Here is a 20,765-nt window from a genome sequence, read left to right on the forward strand (position 1 = left end):
AAAGGTGGCGAGGAACCGCCGAAAGGTTCCAAGTAATCTTCCTGGCGTGGACCCGGAGATCGTCGAGGCGGCTCAGCGGGGAGACGTGCTCGCGCTGGACCGGCTTCTGGACGAGCTCGCCCCGTACGTCCGCCGGTTGTGCGGCCGGATCGCCCCGGCGACGGCCGACGACGCGACGCAGGAGGCACTGCTGGCCATCTTCCGGGGGCTGGCCTCGCTGGACGCCCCCGAGGCGATCATGACCTGGGTACGGTCGGTCACCGTCCGGACCGCGATCCGGCTCGCCCGCCGGAACGACCTGGAGATCGCCACGGACGAGCCGGTCGTCGTCGACCGTCCCGACCCCTCGTTCGAAGGGCTGGTGGACATCGACGACGCCCTGAGGCGCCTGCCGGTCTCCCAGCGTGCCGTGCTGGTCTTGCGCACTCAGGAAGGCCTGAGTGAAGAGGAGATCGCCACCACTCTGGGGATCCCGGCAGGAACGGTGAAGTCCCGCTTGCATCGAGCCAGGGCCGCGTTCCGGGAGGCGTGGGAATCGTGAACGATCCAGCCATCGACCCGATCGACCGCCTTGAAATCCTCGCGGCCGCCTTGCCCGGCTCCCACGTTCGACAGCGTCGCATAGCCGCGCCGTTCGACGCCGTGTGGCAGGTCGTCGCGGACCTGGAGAACGCCACGCCTCGATACGAGCCCGGGGTCGCCCAGGTGCGCGTCATCGAGCAGGACGGCGAGTTTCTACGTCTGCAGGTGCAGGACACGGCTGGGCGCGAAGAGGAGATGGACGCCAGGCTCCGGTCGGGCTGGTGCCTCATGCAATCCAGCACCATCGTCATCGCGTTCGCCGCCCGCAGCATCGGCAGCGAGACCCTGCTGGCTCATCTTGAACATCGGCGAGTGGCAGCGTCCTCGCCCAGTCCGGACCAGTCACCTGACCACCAAGCCGCCCACGCGAAAATCGACGCGGAGCTCCAGACGATCGAACGACTCGTCACCGACTACAAGTCCTGAGTTCGGACATGGAGCGAGTCGGATTGTCAGTCGGTGGGATTAGTCTCCGTAACTGGGTTCTGCTCTGCTGCGCCTGACCTGGCGGGCGGCCGTTACAGAGCGATGGGGCGGTGGCTCATTGCGGCGTCGGCGATTTGCTCAGGTGAGGCGTCTTGGAGTTCAGCGGGAGGATAGAAGATCAGGTCCGTGATGGCGGGGTGGCTGAGACTGGCGTCCAGGATGCGCAGGTAGTAGTCGGTGCCGGGGTCCGCGGCCATGATGCGCTTGATGAGCTCGGCGACCTCGTCGCGGGTGATGTCGGGGACTCTCGGGTGTGCTGGCCTGGCCGCTTCTAGAGCGAAGTCGGAGAGGCTGCGAGAGGCCCAGTATTCGGCGAAGTCGTGTGGGGCGTAGTGGTGGCCGGTCAGTTTGTTGAAGGCCTCAATCGCCTCGGCGGCCGGCTCGTTGTGCTGGATTCGATCGGAGATTCGGGCGATCTGCTGGCTGAGCGCCTCGAGGTGTTGCTCGTTCACGAGTGGAGGCAGCAACTCTGAGCGCAGATCCATGAGCGGCAGTATGACGGGCGCGAGCGTCAGGCCTGGCGAGGGGTTGGTTGGCTGCACAGGCTGGGCATGTCCGTGACGCGCCAGGCTTACACGATGCCGGGGTGAGGGTGGCCTGTGAGCCCTCGTCAGTCATGGCGGCCGTTCAGTGCGTGGCGGCCTGGCCGTCTTCGGCGAGCTGGTGGTGGAGGGTGACCGCCAGGTCGGGGTAGGTGCGGCGGTGGTTCGCGATCGGCTACATCATCTCGGCCAGCCCTTGCGCGGCGTAGGGGTCGTGGTGGACGACGTGGCGGCGATGGCCCCATCCAGGCGGTCCAGATCGCCGCTGGGGCGTATGTCGAACGCGATGCGGGTGGCGGCCTTGCGGTCTAGGGGCCCGATCGCTCTCCTTTGGCGTGTTTTCTTGTTTGGGTGTCTCGGTTCAGTCGCACGGGGTTTGGGGTGGTTTCGGGGAGGCCTTGTCTGAAGATCACTATGCTCTGGTGCTTCTGCTCCCCTGGAAGGACTTTCTGTGGCTACGCATGCTGAACTCGTTGCGGTCTTTGGCTCGGACGGCGTCATGACGCTGGATCGGGCCGATGTCGAGTCGTATGAGGTCCGGGCGGATGTCGCTGAAGTGCTTTGCTCGGTGGGGATCCCGGTTGCCGCTGACATGCTCTTCTCGATGCAGGTGGACGGGCCGTACGAGGCTCTGACCATGTTTCAGGCCGAGACGCAGGACCGGCCAGCGCGTTTTCTGATCCTGGGAAAGGGCGGGCGGGGAGATGAGGTCGCGGGTGCCGACCAGATCCGCTATGCCGTGGAGTTGGGGAGCGGCAACGTCTTCATGCTCGCGATTGAGGACGGCGAGCTCACCAGTGACATTGAGACCATCAACACGACCTTGGGCTCCTTTGTGGAGTGCCTCTATCGGATCGAGCTTCGGCGCAGGGAGATGGCTGGTGCTTCGGCTGAGGAGGCCCGTCCTTACACCGAGAAGGTGATTGCTGAGCTGAGGGAGTTGGATGAACGGGCGCTGAGTGAAGAAGCATTTTGGGGCGGGGTTTTCGAGGCGCTTCTGAAGTCTGGTGTGCCGAAGATCGGTGAGGGTAGCCGCGGGGCGATTGCTGCTGCAGTGGAGGCTCTTGTGCCTGGGCAGCCGTTGCGGTGGTCGACCGAGACCGCCGTGGGCAAGGGCGTTCAGGAATTGAGCGCGCATGCCGGGGACGGCTACTGGCTGCTGGTCACGTGGGGATTCAGTGACCTGGACGGCCAACTTGAGGCTGTGGCGGGGCTCAGCGGACTCGGGTTCGAACTGACCATGCGGGTGCCTCGTACCGATGATGACGAGATGCCGCCCGGGTGGGCCCTTCAGACGCTGCGCAAGTTGGGCGAGTACGTCTTCGGCGAGGGATACGCGTTCGCCGACGGGCACCGGATGGGCGTCGCCGGGAAGCTTGGGCCGGAGAGCAGTCGACTTGATGCGTTGGCGTTCGTCACCGACCCGGAGCTCGGCGCGATCGACACGCCTGGTGGACGGATCGAGTTCATCACGGCGGTGGGGGTCACTCGGGAAGAACTCGCTGAAGCCAAGGCGACCAGCAACGACGAGGTCCTGGCCCAGTTGTCGGTGATCACCGATGTCAGCCGCTGACCGCGCGTCGCACCGCGTCGTGCCGGCCGGGGCCGCAGCGGACTAGGGACCTAGAGCATCTTGGGCCTGGAGTGCCCAGTGGCCTTGAGACCTGGTGGCCTGGTCGGCTAGTGGCCTGGCCGCCCCGCGGCCTAGGGCCTGACGGGCCTGGTGGGCCTGGTGGCCTGGGCCTAGAGGAGACTTAAGGGCCTCGGGTTTGAGAAGCCTGGTCTTGAAGTGCCAGGCCCGAGGGCCGAGCCCTCAGGCCTGGAGGTCTGGCCTCTGGCCTGGAGGTCTGGCCTGAGATCTGGAGGTCTGGCCTGAGATCTGGAGGTCTGGGGCTTGAAGGTCTGGAGTCTGCCAGGGGCCGGGGCCAGAAGGCCTGAGGCCTCGAGGTCTGGGCCCTATTAAGGGCGAATTGGCGGGGGCAGCACTCCTGGTTCGGCTCCATGGGCCGCGCTATGGCTGTGAGAGACGGGCGCTGTGGCCGTGAGCGGCCGGGGTTGGCCGCTCACGGCTCACTGGTCGGTCAGGCGCCCGTTCTGTTGAGCGTCATCTCGACCTGGGTGGGCTGGTTGAGCGACGAGGTGCCGCAGACCCAGACGGAGCCGGGCAGGTTCGGGTCACCGTTCTGGACGGAGACCTGGAACTGGGCGGTGTGCTCGGAGCGGATGACGGTCGCGGCGGTGAAGAAGCTCGTACCGCCTTGGGAACTGATGAGCTCGCCACGTCGGATGGTCCAGTCGATGGCGACACCGTTCGGGTGGGCGGCGTTGAACGCGAAGCCGTTGGCGGCCAGGAACTCGCCAGTGCCGAGGCGCACGTTGATCGGTCCGGCGCACACGGTGGTCCCGCGAGTGATGGTGCCCTGGGCGGAAGCGGTGTCCGAACCGGTCGCCGCTGAGGAGGCGGTGCTGAGGGCCAGCACGGTCGCCAGCGCGGTGACACCGGCGGAGGCGGTGGCGATGGCGGCCTTGTGCTGGGACAGAGGCGACCGAAGCCGCGCAGGAATGGCAGGACGCATGGATGCGACCCCTTTCACGAAATGAAGCCGGATGAATCAAAGGGGCCGCATCCCCTCGTAGGCTTCACGGAAAGGGCGTGGGCGGGGTTCAATCGCACGAGTGTCCGTATGCGGCCGAACGCGTCCACGTTTGACCCCGCCCACACACCACGCATTCGGTGCAGCGACCTACTCTGGCTTAGCGATGGCCTACCCCGGCCAGAGGAACGCTCTGAACACAGGCAATGGTGGTCATAATTGCCGCGCCCGATGGTTGTTATTGGCCTGCCGAGAGGATCGCACGGACTGCCGCATCGGTGTCGGTCAAGGAATTGAGGACCAACTCGGCACCGGCTTCTTGGAGTTGAGACTTGGTGCTGGAGCCGGTCGCCACGGCTATTACGCGGGCCCCGCCCTGGTGACCTGCAAGGACGTCGTTAGGAGTGTCGCCGATCAGGACGGTCGTGGCGGCGTCGAAGGTCTCGCCGTATTTGCTGGTCGCGCGATCCTGAGCCAGGCGGACGAGGGTCGGGCGTTCGGCGGCGTCTTGGCCGTACGCGCCCACCTCGAAGTCGACGAGGTGGTTCAGATCGAACGCGGTCAGCTTGTATTCGGCGACCGGTTTCATATTGCCGGTGAGGACGGACTGGATCACATCCGTACGGTCTGCCAACGCTTCCAGAACTGCTCGGGCTCCGTCGAGGGCGCGGCCTCGGGCCTTGATCTCGTGCCGGCGTGACGAGAATGCCTCGGCGAGCGCGCCCATGAACGCCTCTATTAGATCGGGGCTAGGAGTGATGCCATGGTGTCGGAGGGTCTCTGCCGTGATGGCCAGGTCAGTTTGACCGGCCATGCTCGCGACCTTCTCCGTTGGGCGGCCGGTGATTTCAGCGAAGACGTCCGCATAGATCTCACGGCTGAGGCCGTCGATGCTGACGAGGGTGTGGTCGATGTCCCAGAGCACGAGCGTTCGCACGGAACGAATTCTGTCGCATGGGCGTGAGAGCCTCGGAGTCAGCAGCCCTTCGGAGGACACCATGGACACCACCACCTCGCAGGACGGCAGCAGGATCGCCTACGAGTCGTTCGGGAACGGGCCGGCCGTCATCCTGATCGGCGGGGCGTTCAACAACCGCGGATCGGTCTCCGCCTTGGCGCAGGCCCTGACGGGGCATCGGGCGATCGTCTACGACCGGCGCGGCCGGGGAGACAGCAACGACAAGGCCACGGGCTTCGACCCTGCCCGGGAGATCGAGGACATCGCCGCCCTGATCGAGGCGGTCGGCGGGCAGGCCAGTCTGTTCGGCCACTCCTCCGGCGCCGTGCTCGCCATCGCCGCCGCGCTGCACGGGCTGCCCGTGACCTCCCTGATGGCGTACGAGCCGCCGTACGCGGTGGACGGCGCCCGGCCGCTCCCCCGCCCGGAGGTCCGCGGGCAGATCGAGGCCCTGGTGGCCAAGTACGATCGCGACGGCGCCGCAGCGCTCTTCCTGGAAGGCCAGGTCGGCGTTCCGGCACAGGTCGTCGCCGAGATGCGCAAGAGCCCCATGTGGGCCGACATGATCACGCTGGCCCACACGCTGCCGTACGACGTCGCGATCTGCGGCCCGGAGCTGGCCCTCCCCGACGGCCTGGGCGATCTCGCCACCCCGACCCTCGCGATCAGCGGAGACCGCACCCAACCCTGGATGACGGTCGCCGCCAAGGCCTTCGCCGCCGCCGTTCCCAACGGCCAGTACGTCTCCATCCCAGGCGAAGACCACAGCGTTCTCCACCGCCCAGAAAACCTCGCCCCTACCCTCAACAACTTCCTCAGCAAGACCTGACCCCCGCGCCACGACGCTGGCAGGCCACCAACACCACGCCCGCAGTGCCCGCAATGCGCGTGGCCCCCGTACGAGCAGCACAGACAGCGGCCGCAGCAACCGCAGTGTGCGTGACGCGCCAGCACGTAGCGCGGGCAGGGCACAGTCCAGGCAGCGTGCAGTGCTGGCAATGCACGGCACGGACAGCGCACGGTCCGGCCAACACGTGGCGCGGGCAACCCATGACGCAGACAGGGCGTGGTGTGGGTAGCAAGCGGCGCGAGCAACGCGCGAGCGAACAGCACATGGCTCGGGGCGCGATGCGGGCAGCGCGTGGCGCGGACAGCGCGTGACCAGGGCGGCGCACGTCCGGGCGCCACATGGCGCCGACAGCAGATCGGGCAGGCAACACGCGGTCCGGGCAGAGCACAGTGCGGCAGCGAACGGCACCAGCAACGCGGGGTGGGGGTGGGCCAGCGCAAGCAGCGCGCGGAGCACGCAGCGCGTAGTGCGGACAGCACGTAGCGCGGACAACGCATGGCGCGAGTAACGCGCGGTGCGGACAGCGCGTGCCAGGGCGGCGCACGTCCGGGCGCCACATGGCGCCGACAGCAGATCGGGCAGGCAACACACGGCGCGGGCAACACGTGTCCGGGCAGCGCGCAATACGGGCAGCCCACAGTACGGCAGCGTGCGGCGCCAGCAATGCGGAGTGCGAGCAGCACATGGCGCGGATTGGGGCGGGACGGGCGGCGCGCAGTGCGGGCAGGGCATGGTGCGGGCCAGCGCATGCAGCGGGCGGCGCGCGCAGTGCGTCGCGCGGGCAGCGCGCGGTGCACGCAACACGTGGCGCGGACAACACGTGGCGCGGACAACGCATGGCGCGGACAACGCATGGCGCGAGTAACGCGCGGTGGGGACAGCGAGTGCCCGGGCGGCGCACGTGCGGGCGCCGCATGGCGCTGGCAGCAGATCGCGTAGGCAACGCGCGGCGCAGGCAACGCGAGTGCGGGTAGTGCGGGGTGCGGGCGGCTCGCGGTGGGTGTGGTTGTTGCTGTGTGGGTTGGGCGTGTGGTTGTGGGGGTTACGGGGATCGGGGGGTTGTGGGGGTCAGCCTTTTACGGCGCCGGCGGTCAGGCCTGTGGTTACTCGGCCTTGGAGGATGAGGAAGATGGCCAGGACGGGGAGCATGAAGAGGGTTGAGGCGGCCATGGTGGCTCCCCAGTCGGTGCCGAAGACGTTTTTGAAGGAGGAGAGCCAGACGGGGAGGGTGCGGTCTTCCTGGTTCTTGATGATGAGCATGTTGGCGAAGGCGAACTCGTTCCAGGCGGTGATGAAGCCAAAGAGGGAGGTGGCCAGGAGGCCGGGCGCCAGGAGGGGGAAGACGACGCGGCGGAAGGCTTGGGCTCGGGAGCAGCCGTCTACTTGGGCGGCCTCTTCTAGGTCGACGGGGATCGCGGCTAGGAAGCTGCGGAGGGTGACGATGGTGAAGGGCAGCGTCATCATGAAGTAGACGAGGCTCAGCATGGCCAGGTGGTCGAGCATGTCGGTGTCGCGGGCGATGATGTAGACGGGGATGAGCAGGGCCTCCCAGGGGGCCATCTGCGCGATGAAGACCATCAGGATGAACGGGCGGCGGCCCTTCCAGCGGAGGCGGGCCACGGCGAAGGCGGAGAAGAGCGCGACTGCCAGGGCCATGAGGACGCCGGAGAGGGTGACGGTCAGGCTGTTGGCCCAGAACGTCCAGAAGCCGTCGACGTGGATCGCCGTGCGGAAGTGGTCGAGGGTGACCGCGGTGGGGATGAAGCGCGGGGTGTCGGACTGGATGTCGCGCGTGGGCTTGAGCGCGGTGATCAGCATCCAGTAGACGGGGAACGCGGCGATGGCGATGGTCAGGAGGGCGGCCACGTTGAGGGCGGCGCGTCTGGTCATGTCTGGGCCTCCTGCCGGTACACCTGGCGGAAGTACGCGATGAGGACGACGGTCAGGATCAGCACGGTGAGCATGGAGATCGCGGCTCCCAGGTCGTACTGACGGAGGGACTGCGCGACCTGGTAGGCGTAGACGGGGAGAGTTGTCGTCGCGCCGTCGGGGCCGCCTCGGCTGATGGCCCAGATCTGGGCGAACGCCTTGAAGACCCAGATGACCTCCAGGGACGTGACCAGGCCGAAGATGGGCCGCAGCATCGGGAAGAGGATCGAGCGGAAGATGCGGGTCGGGCCCGCGCCGTCGATGCGGGCCGATTCCAGGACCTCGCCGGGGACCGTGGTCAGGGCGGCGTAGAGCGTCAGGGCGCCGAACGGGACGGACTGCCACACGATGAGGATCACCAGGACGGAGAAGGTGGCCCAGCCGTGGGCGAACCACGGGTATTCGGAGTAGCCGTCCATGCCGAGTCGGGTGAGCAGCCAGTTGACGACGCCGTAGCGCGAGGCGAAGAGCCACTGGAAGACCGTTGTCGCGGCGATGATGGGCATGGCCCACGTGAGGACCAGGGCGCTCATTACTGCCAGGCGCATTCGTTTGCCCAGGCGGGTCAGCATCAGGGCCACCAGGGTGGACAGCACCATGATGAGGACGACGTTCAGCGCGGTGAAGAGGAACGTGCGCCGAACCACCGTCCAGAAGTCGCCTTCGGAGAGGACCGCGCGGTAGTTGTGCAGGCCTACCCAGGTGGCGTGGCCCCTGATGAGCTCGCCGAAGCGGAAGTGCTGGAAGGAGATGAGGAGGTTGCGGAGGAGGGGGTAGAAGAGCAGGAACGCCGCGCCCGCAACGGTCGGGGCCACCATGAGGTAGGGGCCCCAGACGCGGGGACGCCAGGCGCCGCGCAGCCGCCCGGCCGCGCGGGGGCGAGGCGGCGGCGCGGGCGGGGTGCGGTGTTGCCGGGTCTGAACGGACTGCATCTCAGGAGTTCAGGGCCTTGGTGATGATGTCGTCGGCCTCCCGGGCAGCTGCGGCCGGGTCCCCGCCTGTGAGCACCTTGGTCTCGTACTCCTTGATGGGGTTCTTGGCCTCGACCGCTGCCCAGTCAGGGGAATTGGGGGTGGCCCGGCCGTTGACCGCTGCTGCGGCCATGGCGGCGGTGCCCGGCTGGGAGCTGACCGCGGAGGTGAGGGTGAGCTTGTTGGGCACGTAGCTCATCGCTTGGGCGAGTTCCTTCTGCCAGCGGTCGCCGGTGAGGGACTTGACCACCTCGATGGCCTGCGACTGGTGCTTGGAGGCCATGGGGATGATGAGGTCGGAGCCGCCGGTGAAGACCGTGCCCGGCTTGTCAGCGGTCTTGCCCGGGATGGGGAAGAAGCCCATGCGGTCCTTGAGCTTGGGGTTGGCCTTGGCGACCAGGTTGGCCGCGCCGGGGGTCGCGATGAACTGGGCGACGTCGCCCTTGGCGAAGACGTCGATCTGGTTGGGCTTGGCCTCGTCGGAGTCCTTGGGGCCCTTTCCGAGCGCCTGCAGTTTTTTGTAGAAGTCCATGCCGGCGAGCGCCTGAGGGGTGGAAAGCGCGCCCTTCCACTTGCCGCCCTCCTGAACGGCAAGGTCTCCGCCCTCGTCCCAGACGAAGCCCGACAGGACGTACCAGTTCTGGCCGGGCAGGTAGATGCCCTGCTGCTTACCGGTGTTGAGCTTGCCGGTGTCCTTGAGCCACTCGTCGCGGGTCTTGGGCGGCGCGGTGATGCCCGCCTTGCTGAACTTGCTCTTGTCGTAGATGACGACACGGTTGGCCGCGTAGAACGGGATGCCGTACTGCTTGCCGTCGACCTTGCCCGGCTCGGCGAGGCCGGGCAGCCAGTCCTTGCCGCCCCACTCGGCCGCATGGTCGGACAGGTCGGTCACGCCGCCGCTCGCGGCGTACTGGGCGACCTGGGTGTTGCCCACCTCGATGACATCGGGGGCGTCCTTGCTGGCCAGCGCGCTGCTGATCTTCTCGCCGATGCCGTCCCACTCCTGGATCTGCACGTCCAGGCGGACGCCCGGATGCGCGGCCTCGAAGTCGGACTTGTAGGCCTTGACGAAGTCGTCGCTGGCGGTGTCGCGCATCAGCCACACGGCGAGCGTGGTCGAGCCGGTCTTACCGCCGGACGAGGCGTCGTCTCCGGAGCCGCCGCAGCCGGCCGCGGCCACCGCCACGGTCGCCGCCCACGCCGTCACCCCGATGGCGCGCAGCAATCCCTGCTTCACGGGCCATCCTCCTTGAACTCAACTGGTCCACTCACTGGTCTGCACCAGTGCGCGAACATTGGCATGGACCAGTTCGGCTGTCAAGAGAGGAATGCGAGGCCTGAGGAGCCGCCCAAGGAAGCGCCCGCCGAAGCGGCCCGACGAACGGCTTCGAGGGCGGGGCTCAGAAGGCGGGCTGGACCTCGCCGACCGTCGAGCTCGGCAGGTCACCGCGATAGGCCAGGTCATCGGGCGGAATGCCGGGGTGGTGCTCCCCGGCGGCACCGGCGCGCGGCGCACCCGGTGACCCCTCGGAAGGCGCGCCGCCCGGCTGATCCCCCAGCGTCAGCCGCGACACCGTCCGGTAGCGGTCGCCCCGGTAGATCGAGTGAACGTACTCGACCGGCCGCCCGGTGGTGTCGGTGGTCAGCCGCTCGAACAGCAGCGCCGGCGACAGGTCGGGAACGGCCAGCAGCTCCGACTCCGACTGCTGGGTGACCGTGGCCTCCATCGACTGCACGGCCTCGTGAACGTGCACGCCGTGCCGGTCGCGCAGCCGCTCGTACAGGCAGCCCGACTCCAGGTCGTCCAAGGTCAGGCCGGGGGCGATCGCCTGCGGCAGGTAGAGGTGCTCGATCGCCATCGGTTCGCCGTCCACCAGGCGCAGCCGCGAGATGTAGACCGTCGGCGCGCCGGGCGAGATGTGCAGGCGGCGGCCCACCCGCGGGCCGGCGGGCATGGTCTCGAACGTCAGCACCTGGCTCTCCCACACGCCCTGCGCCTGCGGGAGGGCGAGCGTCCGGTCCTCCGCGACCAGTTCCTGCGTGATCTTCCGTTCGGCGACGAAGGTGCCCCGGCCGTGCTCGCGGACCAGCATGCCCGCCCGCACCAGCTCGTCGATCGCCGAGCGCAGCGTCGGCCTGGCCACCTCGAGCTCGGCGCACAGCACGCGCTCGGACGGGATGGCGTCCCCCGGGGACCGCGACTCGACCAGTTCGAGCAGGAAGTCCCGGACACGTTCGCGCTTGAGCGCGCCCTCCTGCTTGGCCATCGCTCCCCCTCGGTCGCTCGGTCGGCTCGGCACGACCATTTTCCGCCCATTTCCACCGGCGCCCGGCGTACATACCAGCCGTTGCCCGCGTGCGGACCAGTATGCCAGTTCAGGCCACTGGTTAGGTAACCACCTCTTGACGAGCCAACTGGTCTATGCCACTTTCCAGTCTGGCTTTACCAGTTGAGCCGTCGCGAGTCCGCCGTCGCAAGACCGTGTGAGTCCTCAGGAGGCCCGGTGATCGTTCCCCGTCCCGTCAAGCTGGAGGCTCCCGGCGGCGCCTTCGAGCTCGATGCCGCGACCTCCCTGCGGGCGCGTCCAGGTGCCGAACGCGCGGCAGACCTGTTGCGCTCCTCGCTGGCCCCGGCCACAGGCCTACCCCTGCCGCCGTCTCCAACCGGGTCGATCCGTTTTGAGCTGGACGCCACGGATGGCATTGAGCCCGAGGGTTACCGGCTCCGCATCGACGAAGACGGCGTTCACGCACGTGCGGCGACCGAGGCGGGGCTCTTCCACGCCGTTCAGACGATCCGGCAACTGCTCCCCGTCGAGGCACTGAGCCAGAACCCCGCGCCCGCCGGCGTGCCGTGGCGCATCCCGTACGGGCGCATCGACGACGCGCCGCGCTTCGCCTGGCGCGGGTTCATGCTGGACGTCGCCCGCCACTTCCAGCCCATCCCCTACCTGCGCCGCCTCGTGGACGTCCTGGCGTTCCACAAGCTCAACGTGCTGCACCTGCACCTGACCGACGACCAGGGCTGGCGGATCGAGATCGACCGCTACCCGGCGCTCACCGAGGTCGGCGCCTGGCGCACCGAGAGCCTGATCGGACCGGCGGGCACGTCCCACCGCGACGGCACCCCGCACGGCGGCTTCTACACGCGGGCCGAGCTGCGCACCCTCGCCGCCTACGCCGATGAACGCGGCGTACGGCTCGTTCCGGAGTTCAACATGCCGGGACACGCGCGCGCCGCGCTCGCCGCCTACCCCGAGCTCGGCAACCGGCCCGGCGAGCGGCTGCCGGTGTGGTCGGACTGGGGCATCAGCGAGCACGTCTTCGGCGTGCACGACGCCGCGCTCGGCTTCTGCCGGAACGTGCTGGACGAGATCATGGACACCTTCCCCGGCCAGTACGTGCACGTCGGCGGCGACGAATGCCCGACCAGCGAGTGGAAGGCCGACCCCGCCGCGCGCGCCCGCGCCGCCGAACTCGGTCTCGCCGCGCCCGAGGATCTCTACGGGTGGTTCGTCGGCCAGATGACCGGCCACATCCTGCGCGCCGGACGCCTCCCCATCTGCTGGGACGAGGCCGTCGCGGGCGGCACGCTCGACCCGGCCGTCACCGTCATGGCCTGGCGCGACATCTCGTACGGCACGACCGCCGCGCGCCGCGGCCATCCCGTCGTCATGGCGCCCTGGCGGCACACCTACCTGGACTACGCGCAGACCGACGGCCCCGATGAACGCCCTGGCCAGCCCGGACGCACCACCACACTTTCCGACGTCTACGCCTTCGAGCCGATGCACGCGTTCGAGCCGACGAACGACTCCACGAACGGCCCGGCGAACGCCTCCGAGTCAGCGAACGGCTCCGCGAACGGCTTCTCGAACGACTCCACGAACGGCCCGTCGAACGGCTTCAGCGTCCTCGGCACTCAGGCCCAGCTGTGGTCGGAGTTCGCCCGTACGCCCCACGACGTGGACTACCTCACCTTCCCGCGCCTGTGCGCCCTCGCCGAGGTCGCCTGGTCGGCGGTGCCGCGCGATCCCGCCGACTTCCAGGAACGCCTCGCCGGGCACCTGGCACGCCTCGACGCCCTGGACGTCCGTCACGCCATGAGAGCCGTCACGCCATGAGATCTGTCACGCAATGAGAGGAGATCCATCGTGACCTCACCGCCCCGCCCCCGACCGCAACGGAGACCCGGCCGCCCAAGACCAGACCGCAGAACCCTCGGCGCCGCGCTGGCGGCGACGACCGCGACGGCCGCGGCGGGCGTCGCGCTCGTCGCCGCCGCCCTGCTGACCGCCGCGCCCGCGTCCGCCGCCGACGAGATCCACGCGCAGTACCGGACCAGCGCCACCGGGGCCACCGCCGACCAGGCCGAACCCTGGTTCAAGATCGTCAACCACGGGTCGCAGGCCGTTCCCCTCAGCGGCCTGACCCTGCGCTACTACTTCAAGACCGACGCGGGCGCCTCGTACGTGTTCGCCTGTTCGTGGGCCGTGCGCGGCTGCGCCAACGTCCACGGAACGTTCGGCACGCTCAACTCCTCGACCGCCGACCGCTACCTCGAGGTCTCGTTCACCTCCGGCGCCGGGTCCCTCTCCCCCGGCGCCGACACCGGTGACCTGCAGCTGCGCTTCTACCGCAGCAACTGGGCCACGCTCCGGCAGAGCGACGACTACTCGTTCGGCTCCGCCCAGACCTCCTACGCCGACTGGTCCAAGGTGACCGTCTACCGCGACGGCGCCCGCGTCTGGGGTACGCCCCCGGACGGCTCCGACCCGACCGACCCGCCCACCGATCCCCCGACCGACCCGCCGACCGACCCGCCCACGAGCGGTGTGCTGTTCGACGACTTCTCCTACGCCTCCAGCTCCGACGCCCGCATCAGCCAGCGCGGCTGGACGGTCCGCTCGTACTCCGGCGGGCCCGGGGTGCCCGGCGCGACCTGGGACCCGTCCAAGGTCACCTTCCCCACCGTCGGCGGCAACCCCGTGATGCAGCTGGAGAGCTCGACCGACGGCACCGGCGGCGGAACGAGCCAGACCGAGCTCTACCACCAGCGCAAGTTCCGCGAGGGGACCTACGGCGCCCGCGTCTACTTCAGTGACGCGCCCGCGACCGGCGGCCCCGACGGCGACCAGCTCGTCCAGACGTTCTTCACCATCACCCCGCTGAACGCGCCGCTCGATCCCGACTACGGCGAGATGGACTTCGAGTACCTGCCGAACGGCGGCTGGGGCGAGCAGAGCAACATCATCTACATGACCAGCTGGGAGACCTACCAGAACGACCCCTGGCAGGCGATCAACACCCACAACGAGATCCGGCAGAGCTTCGCCGGCTGGCACGACCTGGTCATCCAGGTCGCCGGCGGCCACATGAGGTACTACATCGACGGGCAGCAGGTCGCCGACCACGGCGAGCCGTACTACCCGGAGACCCCGATGTCGATCAACTTCAACCAGTGGTTCATCTCCGGTGGGCTGCAGGGCGCCTCGACGCCGCGCGCCTACCGCGAGCAGGTGGACTGGGTGTTCCACGCCCAGGGCGCCACGCTCACCCCGGCCCAGGTCACCGCCAAGGTCAACGCGTACCGGACGGCGGGCACGACCTGGGTGGACACCGTCCCCCAGCCCTAGTTCCGCAACCGACGACGTGACCCGGCGCCGGTGTCAGTACCGGCGCCGGGTCGGCCGCGAACCGGTCAGGCGACGCCGCCGCTCAGGCGACGTCGAGTTCGCGGCGTCGCTCGGCCCACTGGAGCGAGTGCCGGATCGCGTCCCCGATCGTGTACTCGGGCTTCCAGTGGAGGAGTTCCCAGGCCTTGACCGGGTTGACGAACGCGCCGACGACGTCGCCCGGGCGGGCGGGGGCCTCCTCGGCGCGGAAGCCGTCGCCGACGACCTCCTGGAACGCGGTGACCAGCTCGCGGACCGTGGTCCCGTCGCCGGTTCCGAGGTTGATGACCTCGTACGGCCGCTGCCGTCCGGCGGGCTGCACCGGCGGCAGGATCGCGTCGAACCGGCTCGCGGCCTCGTAGAAGGCGCGGGCGATGTCCCACACGTGGATGTAGTCGCGGATGGCGGTGCCGTCCCGGGTGTCCCACTCCACCCCGGTGATCTTGAACGGCACGCCCAGCTCGTACGACTCGATCATCTTGCCCAGCGCGTGGGTCGGCTTCTTGTTCTGCAGGCCCGTGCGCAGTTGCGGATCGGCCCCGATGGGGTTCAGGTAGCGCAGCGAGATGACCCGCAGGCCATTCGCGGCGGCGAGGTCGGCGAGCATCAGCTCGGCCATCATCTTCGAGCGCGTGTAGGGGTTCTGCGGCGCGAGTTCGGACTCCTCGGTCACCGAGAGATCGGCCTCCGGCAGGTACATGCCGGCCGTGGACGCGAAGATCATCCGGTCGCAGCCGTTGCGGACCAGGTGCCCGGCGAGGTCGAGCGTCTTGGTCACGTTGACCCGGTAGTAGCGGATCGGATCGGTCATGGAGTCGGGCACGACGATGAGCGCCGCGCAGTGGACGGTGACGGTGATGTCGGGGTGGTCTCGGAAGATCTGGTCGACCAGCTCTCCGTCCCCGATGTCGCCCTGGTAGAAGACCTTTCCGTCGATGAATTCCTGCCGGCCTGTGATCAGGTTGTCGAGCACGATCGGGGTGACACCGCGCTCGGCGAACGCCGAGGCGATGGTGCTACCGATGAACCCGGCTCCCCCGGTAATCAGGACCTTCACGGCACATCCCCTGAATCCGTTGAGCTTCCCCTTGGATCTGTACGCACAGGATCAACAGGGGGTTGCGGACGGTCAACGTCGCATCCTGCAACTGACCGAGTGCGGACGGGCGTGAACCCGTGCCCCCGAACGGGCGTCCGCGCGCGATTCGCCCCGGGGACGGACCCGGCGTCCGGTTCGGTCGGGTCCGCCGGCGCGTTCGTGCGGATCCGTTTTCCACCTCGGGGCGCGCCGCGCCGTCGCAGCCCGTGCACGTGGCCTCACCCGGCCCCCGAGATGCGAGTACAGCGTTTGCAGGATCCGCCGCGGCCGCGCACGCGGCATCGTCGGGGCATGCAGCCCATCCGCGTCCTGATCGTGGACGATCACGCCCTGTTCGCCGAGGCGCTGGCGGCCCGGCTCGGGCGGGAGCCCGACCTGGTGATCCTGCCGGTCGCCCCCGACGGCCGCCGCGCGCTCGCGCTCGCCGCGACGGAGGGTCCGGACGTGATCGTCCTGGACATGACGCTGGCGGTGGAGAACGGCCTGGACGTGCTCGACCAGGTCCGCGAGCGGCATCCGGACGTGCGCGTGGTGGTGCTGACCGCGATGAGCGACCTGGACGCGATGGTGCAGGCGCTGCGCCGGGGCGCGATCGGGTGGCTGTCCAAGACCGAGAGCGCCGACCTGGTCGCGCAGGTGATCCGCAGCGCGGCCCGGCGCGGCGGCTGGATCCCGCCGGAGATGCTCGGCGACGTGCTGCGCCGGCTGCTGGACGACCGGCCCGAGCCGGGCGGCGGCGGTCAGGTGCTCGCCGAGCTCACGCCGCGCGAGCGCGAGGTGCTGCAGTGCATGGTGGACGGCCTGAACCGCGCGGAGATCGCGGCGCGCCTCGGCCTGTCGGCCAACACCGTGCGCACCCACACCCAGAACCTGCTGGCCAAGCTCGACATGCACTCCGCGCTCGAGGCCATCACCCTCGCCATGCGAGCGGGCATGCGCCCCAGCATGCGCCCCGGCCACGCCGACTGACCGTGCGGCCTCGCCACCCCGGCTACCCCGACTGACCCGCGGCCTCGCCACCCCGGCTACCCCGACTGACCCGCGGCCTCGCCACCTCGGTCACTGCGGCTGACCGCGTCTCCGGCTGCCCGCGGCCAACGCCCGCCTCAGGCGCCGAATCCTGGCGCGGTGGTGCAAACGTCGTAGCGGTCCATCGTCTCGTTGGGCGATTCGGCCCCTCTGACGGCTTCTTACGCTCGGCGCAACGGAGACCGGAGGGGATTGATCGTGGAGATCGACGAAGTCGCCGCGCGAGTGGTTCGCAGCTACTGGGCGCTCCTGCTGGTCATGACGGTTCTCCCCATGTTGCTCGTGGGATACGTGATGAGCGGGCAGACGCCTCCGTACGCGGGCAAGTCCCGGCTGCAGGCGACCAGCAAGGCCACCGACGCGGCACCCGGGGACGCCGGGGTCAGCATCGTGGTGAGCCAGGTCAAGGCGTTCGCCACCAGCCACAACCTGCTGCAGAACGTGCTGCAGGCGCAGCACGTTGACCGCAACGCCGACAAGGTCGCCAAGCAGATCTCGGTGACCGGCCTCGGCACCTCGACGGTCGTCGAGCTGTCGGTGAAGGACCGCGACGCCACTGTGGCGCGCAAGCTCACCGACGCGATCGGCACCGCCGTGGTGGACGAGATCAACGAGTCCAACCAGGGTTCGATCAACAGCCAGCTGAAGGACATCGACAAGCGCGTCCGCGACCTGGAGAAGCGGCTCGGCCCGCTGGCGCAGAAGGCCGGGCAGGTGCCGGTGCCCGACATCGCGGCGGGCAACGAGCGCGAACGCGTCCAGGCCGAGCTGACCGACCTGCGCGACAGCCGCAGCGAGCTGCGTACCCAGCTGTCGGCGGCCGGCGAGGCCTCGGTCGTGCAGCCGGCGGTGCTGGCACCGCGTACGAACCCGGTCGTGATGATGGCGGCGATCGGCGGCCTGGTCGGGCTGATCGCGGGCATCCTCATCGCGGTCGTGATGGAGATGGTGCGGCCGACCATCCCCGGGCAGGGCCGGGTCGCCAAGCGTCTCGGCGTTCCGCTGCTCGGCTGGGTGGACCGCACCGACGCCGAGCTCGCCGACCTCGGCCGCCGCATCCGGCTGTCGGCCAAGCGCGCGGGCGTCACGCAGGTGACGCTGGTGAACGCGGGCAGGGAACCGCTGCCCGCGGAGCTGATCTCCAAGGTCGCCGCGGCGGTGTACGGCGACGAGACCAAGCTCGTCACCGCCCGCGCGGGCGCCGCGCCCGGGGCGCCGAAAAAGGTCGCGCCGAAGGCCGCCCGCGATGACGACGACGGGAGCGCCGCCGCCGGGGCGAACGGCCAGGTCAAGGCGCCCGGCAAGGACGGCGGGACGCCCAAGGACGGTGGCAGCACGTCGGTCGTACGGGCCGGCAAGGGGTCCTCGGTCATGACCAAGCAGTCGTCCGGCGAGGTCGTGTCGCCGACCGACGTCACCCAGCCCGTGCAGCCGGTCATGCTGCGCGCCCAGTGTCACGTGCACGCCTTCGAGGACATCGACCCGGGCTCCGACGACGAGGTCGGCGTGGTCGCGGTGGCCGGTCCGGTGACCCTGATCTCCGACCTGGAGTCGGTGCAGGACCTGGTCACCGCCGCCGGCTGGCCGCTGCTGGGGGTCGCCGCCGCTTCAAAGAAGATCAAGGGGTAAACAGCGGATGAGCACAACCAACGCCGAAAAGACCGGCGCCGAGCAGACCGGCGGCGACAATGCCTCCGGGCAGCAGGCCCAGAGCACCGTCCCGTTCGCGGTCCCGTCGTTCGCGGGCGAGGTCTCCGACGCCGTCGTCAAGGTGCTGGACTCCGGGTGGGTCACCACAGGTCCGCAGACCGGCGCCTTCGAGCAGGACTTCGCCGACTATCTGGGCGCCGCGCACGTCGTCGCGGTCGCCTCGTGCACCACGGCGCTGGAGCTGTGCCTGCGCGCGATGGAACTGCCGCCCGGTTCGCCGGTGCTCACGCCGAGCCTGACGTTCTGCGGCGCGATCAACGCGATCCTGCACGCGGGGCACCGGCCCGTCCTGGTCGACATCGACGAGGACACGCTCGTTCCGAGCGTCGCGACGACCGCCGCGGCCGCCGCGCGGACCCGGCCCGCAGCGATGATCGTGCAGAACCAGGGCGGCTACCCGGTGGACGTGCCCGCGCTCACCGAGGCCGCCGGGCTCGACCGTACGCGCGTCATCGAGGACGCGGCGCACGGACCGGGCGCGGCACGCGACGGCGTTCCCGTGGGCGCGAACTCCTATGCGGCCTGCTTCAGCTTCTACGCCACCAAGAACATGCCCATCGGTGAAGGCGGCGCGGTCGCGTCCAGCGACCAGGGCCTGGCCGACCGGGTGCGGGCCATGCGGCTGCACGGTATGAGCAAGGACTCCTGGCGCCGGTACCTGCCCGGCGGGAGCTGGCGGTACGACGTGAAGACGGTCGGCCTGAAGGCCAACATGACCGACATCCAGGCGTCCATCGGCCGGGCGCAGCTAGGGGCACTCCCTGGCTGGCAGCAGCTACGCGCGGAGATAGTCGCCCGCTATGACCAGGCTCTGAAAGACCTGCCCGGCCTGGTCCTCCCTCAGCGGAGCCTGGACGGCGTCCAGCACGCCTGGCATCTCTACCAGGTGCGCGTCCAGAACCGTGACGCCCTCATCGCCGACCTCGAGGCGGCGGGCGTCGGCACCTCGGTGCACTTCATCCCCGCCAGCCACATGACCTCCTACCAGGAGATCCTCGGCGCGGACGAGTGCGCGACCGTGCCGGTGACCGACCGGGTCGCCGAGGAACTGCTGTCCCTTCCGCTGTACCCGGGGCTGTCGGTGGACGGCCAGGACCGGGTCATCAGCGCCGTCACCGAGGCTCTGCGGACCCGGAGCTGACCGTGCGCAGGTTCTCGTGGCGCCGCGTGCGCACCACCGCCACCACCGTCCCGGTTCCGGCCGAGACGTCTCCGCTCGCCCGGCTGATGGGCCGGGACGAGGTGGTGCTCGCGGGGCTGCGCGGACGCCGGGCCATCGCGGCGCGGCGGGTGCTGATCACGGGAGCCTGCGGCACGATCGGCTCGGCGCTGAGCCGCCAGGTCGCCAAGCTCGATCCGGCCGCGGTCTGGCTGGTCGACAAGGACGGGCCGAAGCTCAGCGCGCTCGGCGACGAGCTGCGCGAGCTCGACATGAGCCGGATCGACCTCGCCGAGGCGGATGTGTGCGACACCGGGGCCATCCACGACACGCTGCGGACGGCCCGGCCCGAGCTGGTCTTCCACGCGGCCGCGCTGAACGAGCTGGTCAAGGTCGAGTGCGCGCCGTGCCGCGGCGTCACCGACAACGTGCTCGGCACGCGCAACGTCGTGGACGGCTCGGTGCGCCACGGCGTCGACCGGCTCGTCTTCGTCTCCTCCGACAAGGCCGCCGACCCGACGTCGGTGTTCGGCGCGACGATGCGGCTCGGCGAGATGCTGCTGCAGGGCGCGACCGGCGGGCCGACCTGCTTCGCCGCCGTACGGGTGGGCAACGTCATCGGCGAGCCCGGCTCGCTGCTCAGCATCCTCGCGCACCGCATCTCCTCCGGTGAGGTCGTCACCATCACCCATCCCGAGGTCGCGCGCCACTTCATGACCGTGGACGAGGCCGCCGGGCTGCTGCTGGAGGCCGCCGCGCTCGCCGAGGAGGCCGAGACGTTCGTCCTGGACATGGGCAGCCCGGTGCCGGTGATCGAGCTCGTGCACCGGTACGCCGAGCAGCTGCGGCTGCCCGAGGTCACGATCCGCTTCAGCGGCCTCGGCCCCGGCGAGAAGCTCGCCGAGAAGACCTTCTCCGACTCCGAACGCCGGATCCGCACCGCGCACCCCAAGATCTGGGCCACCCGTCCCGCGCCGCCGCCCGCCGGGCTGCCGCAGCTGCTGGACGCCCTGTGCGGCGCGGCCCGCGACGGCGACGAGGACGAGGTGCGGCTGCTGCTGCGCCGGCTGCTCCCCGAATACCACCCCGCACGCCGCCCGCGTCCCCAGCGCGGACCGGGCGACTCCCCCTCGTTCTGCGACGCGGGCTGCAGCCCCGACCCGCCCGGCCTGTGAGGTGCC

General features: G+C 69.5%; 18 protein-coding genes. 10 read left to right on the forward strand and 8 right to left on the reverse strand.

Features of this window, described 5'->3' with window-relative positions:
• Window positions 1-46: 46 nt before the first annotated feature.
• Window positions 47-541 carry an RNA polymerase sigma factor gene (locus J4573_RS53955; protein ID WP_307796627.1) on the forward strand — a complete coding sequence of 165 codons (495 nt, stop codon included), beginning with the start codon at window positions 47-49 and terminating at the stop codon, window positions 539-541.
• Window positions 538-1,008: an SRPBCC family protein gene (locus tag J4573_RS14150; protein WP_208255886.1), complete on the forward strand. Its 471-nt coding sequence runs from the start codon at window positions 538-540 to the stop codon at window positions 1,006-1,008. Before J4573_RS53955 ends, J4573_RS14150 begins: the two co-directional genes overlap by 4 nt.
• A 92-nt stretch (window positions 1,009-1,100) precedes the next feature.
• Here the strand turns inward: J4573_RS14150 and J4573_RS14155 are convergent, their stop codons facing one another.
• Complete coding sequence (locus tag J4573_RS14155) at window positions 1,101-1,553, reverse strand: bacteriocin immunity protein (protein ID WP_208255887.1); 453 nt, start codon at window positions 1,551-1,553, stop codon at window positions 1,101-1,103.
• Window positions 1,554-2,061: 508 nt separating this feature from the next.
• Here J4573_RS14155 and J4573_RS14160 point away from each other — a divergent pair.
• On the forward strand, window positions 2,062-3,183 hold the full coding sequence (locus J4573_RS14160) for a suppressor of fused domain protein (protein ID WP_208255888.1): 1,122 nt from the start codon (window positions 2,062-2,064) through the stop codon (window positions 3,181-3,183).
• Window positions 3,184-3,691: 508 nt separating this feature from the next.
• On the opposite strand, the gene J4573_RS14165 is transcribed toward J4573_RS14160, so the two are convergent.
• Window positions 3,692-4,186 carry a hypothetical protein gene (locus J4573_RS14165; protein WP_208255889.1) on the reverse strand — a complete coding sequence of 165 codons (495 nt, stop codon included), beginning with the start codon at window positions 4,184-4,186 and terminating at the stop codon, window positions 3,692-3,694.
• Between the two features lie 256 nt (window positions 4,187-4,442).
• A complete protein-coding gene (locus tag J4573_RS14170) occupies window positions 4,443-5,141 on the reverse strand; it encodes an HAD family hydrolase (RefSeq protein WP_208255890.1) in 699 nt (232 codons plus the stop codon).
• 61 nt (window positions 5,142-5,202) lie between these two features.
• Here J4573_RS14170 and J4573_RS14175 point away from each other — a divergent pair, with 61 nt between their 5' ends.
• The gene (locus J4573_RS14175) at window positions 5,203-5,991 is read left to right on the forward strand and encodes an alpha/beta fold hydrolase (protein WP_208255891.1); all 789 of its coding nucleotides are present in this window, start codon (window positions 5,203-5,205) and stop codon (window positions 5,989-5,991) included.
• Between the two features lie 1,089 nt (window positions 5,992-7,080).
• Here J4573_RS14175 and J4573_RS14180 read toward each other — a convergent pair.
• The 4 genes from J4573_RS14180 to J4573_RS14195 form a co-directional block, all read right to left on the reverse strand.
• Window positions 7,081-7,902 carry a carbohydrate ABC transporter permease gene (locus J4573_RS14180; protein WP_208255892.1) on the reverse strand — a complete coding sequence of 274 codons (822 nt, stop codon included), beginning with the start codon at window positions 7,900-7,902 and terminating at the stop codon, window positions 7,081-7,083.
• On the reverse strand, window positions 7,899-8,873 hold the full coding sequence (locus tag J4573_RS14185) for a carbohydrate ABC transporter permease (RefSeq protein ID WP_208255893.1): 975 nt from the start codon (window positions 8,871-8,873) through the stop codon (window positions 7,899-7,901). The genes J4573_RS14180 and J4573_RS14185 overlap by 4 nt, the downstream gene beginning before the upstream one ends.
• Window position 8,874: 1 nt before the next feature.
• Window positions 8,875-10,149, reverse strand: coding sequence for an extracellular solute-binding protein (locus tag J4573_RS14190; protein WP_307796628.1), 1,275 nt, complete (start codon window positions 10,147-10,149; stop codon window positions 8,875-8,877).
• Window positions 10,150-10,312: 163 nt separating this feature from the next.
• The gene (locus tag J4573_RS14195) at window positions 10,313-11,179 is read right to left on the reverse strand and encodes a GntR family transcriptional regulator (RefSeq protein WP_208255894.1); all 867 of its coding nucleotides are present in this window, start codon (window positions 11,177-11,179) and stop codon (window positions 10,313-10,315) included.
• Window positions 11,180-11,416: 237 nt separating this feature from the next.
• On the opposite strand from J4573_RS14195, the gene J4573_RS14200 reads away from it, so the two are divergent.
• A complete protein-coding gene (locus tag J4573_RS14200) occupies window positions 11,417-13,036 on the forward strand; it encodes a beta-N-acetylhexosaminidase (protein WP_208255895.1) in 1,620 nt (539 codons plus the stop codon).
• 30 nt (window positions 13,037-13,066) lie between these two features.
• On the forward strand, window positions 13,067-14,548 hold the full coding sequence (locus J4573_RS14205) for a cellulose binding domain-containing protein (RefSeq protein WP_307796629.1): 1,482 nt from the start codon (window positions 13,067-13,069) through the stop codon (window positions 14,546-14,548).
• An 82-nt stretch (window positions 14,549-14,630) separates the two neighbouring features.
• Here J4573_RS14205 and galE read toward each other — a convergent pair whose 3' ends face one another.
• Window positions 14,631-15,644 carry a UDP-glucose 4-epimerase GalE gene (gene galE / locus J4573_RS14210; RefSeq protein WP_208255896.1) on the reverse strand — a complete coding sequence of 338 codons (1,014 nt, stop codon included), beginning with the start codon at window positions 15,642-15,644 and terminating at the stop codon, window positions 14,631-14,633.
• Window positions 15,645-15,977: 333 nt separating this feature from the next.
• Here galE and J4573_RS14215 point away from each other — a divergent pair, with 333 nt between their 5' ends.
• The 4 genes from J4573_RS14215 (at window position 15,978) to J4573_RS14230 (ending at window position 20,759) form a co-directional block, all read left to right on the forward strand.
• On the forward strand, window positions 15,978-16,655 hold the full coding sequence (locus tag J4573_RS14215; protein ID WP_208255897.1) for a response regulator: 678 nt from the start codon (window positions 15,978-15,980) through the stop codon (window positions 16,653-16,655).
• Between the two features lie 258 nt (window positions 16,656-16,913).
• Window positions 16,914-18,344, forward strand: a complete 1,431-nt coding sequence (locus tag J4573_RS14220; RefSeq protein WP_208255898.1) for a YveK family protein — start codon at window positions 16,914-16,916, stop codon at window positions 18,342-18,344.
• A 7-nt stretch (window positions 18,345-18,351) separates the two neighbouring features.
• Entirely contained in the window at window positions 18,352-19,566 is a 1,215-nt protein-coding gene (locus J4573_RS14225; RefSeq protein ID WP_208255899.1) for a DegT/DnrJ/EryC1/StrS family aminotransferase, read from the forward strand.
• A gap of 2 nt (window positions 19,567-19,568) precedes the next feature.
• Window positions 19,569-20,759 carry an SDR family NAD(P)-dependent oxidoreductase gene (locus tag J4573_RS14230; protein WP_208255900.1) on the forward strand — a complete coding sequence of 397 codons (1,191 nt, stop codon included), beginning with the start codon at window positions 19,569-19,571 and terminating at the stop codon, window positions 20,757-20,759.
• Window positions 20,760-20,765: the final 6 nt, after the last annotated feature.

This window comes from Actinomadura barringtoniae, assembly GCF_017573505.1.
Classification (GTDB): domain Bacteria; phylum Actinomycetota; class Actinomycetes; order Streptosporangiales; family Streptosporangiaceae; genus Spirillospora; species Spirillospora barringtoniae.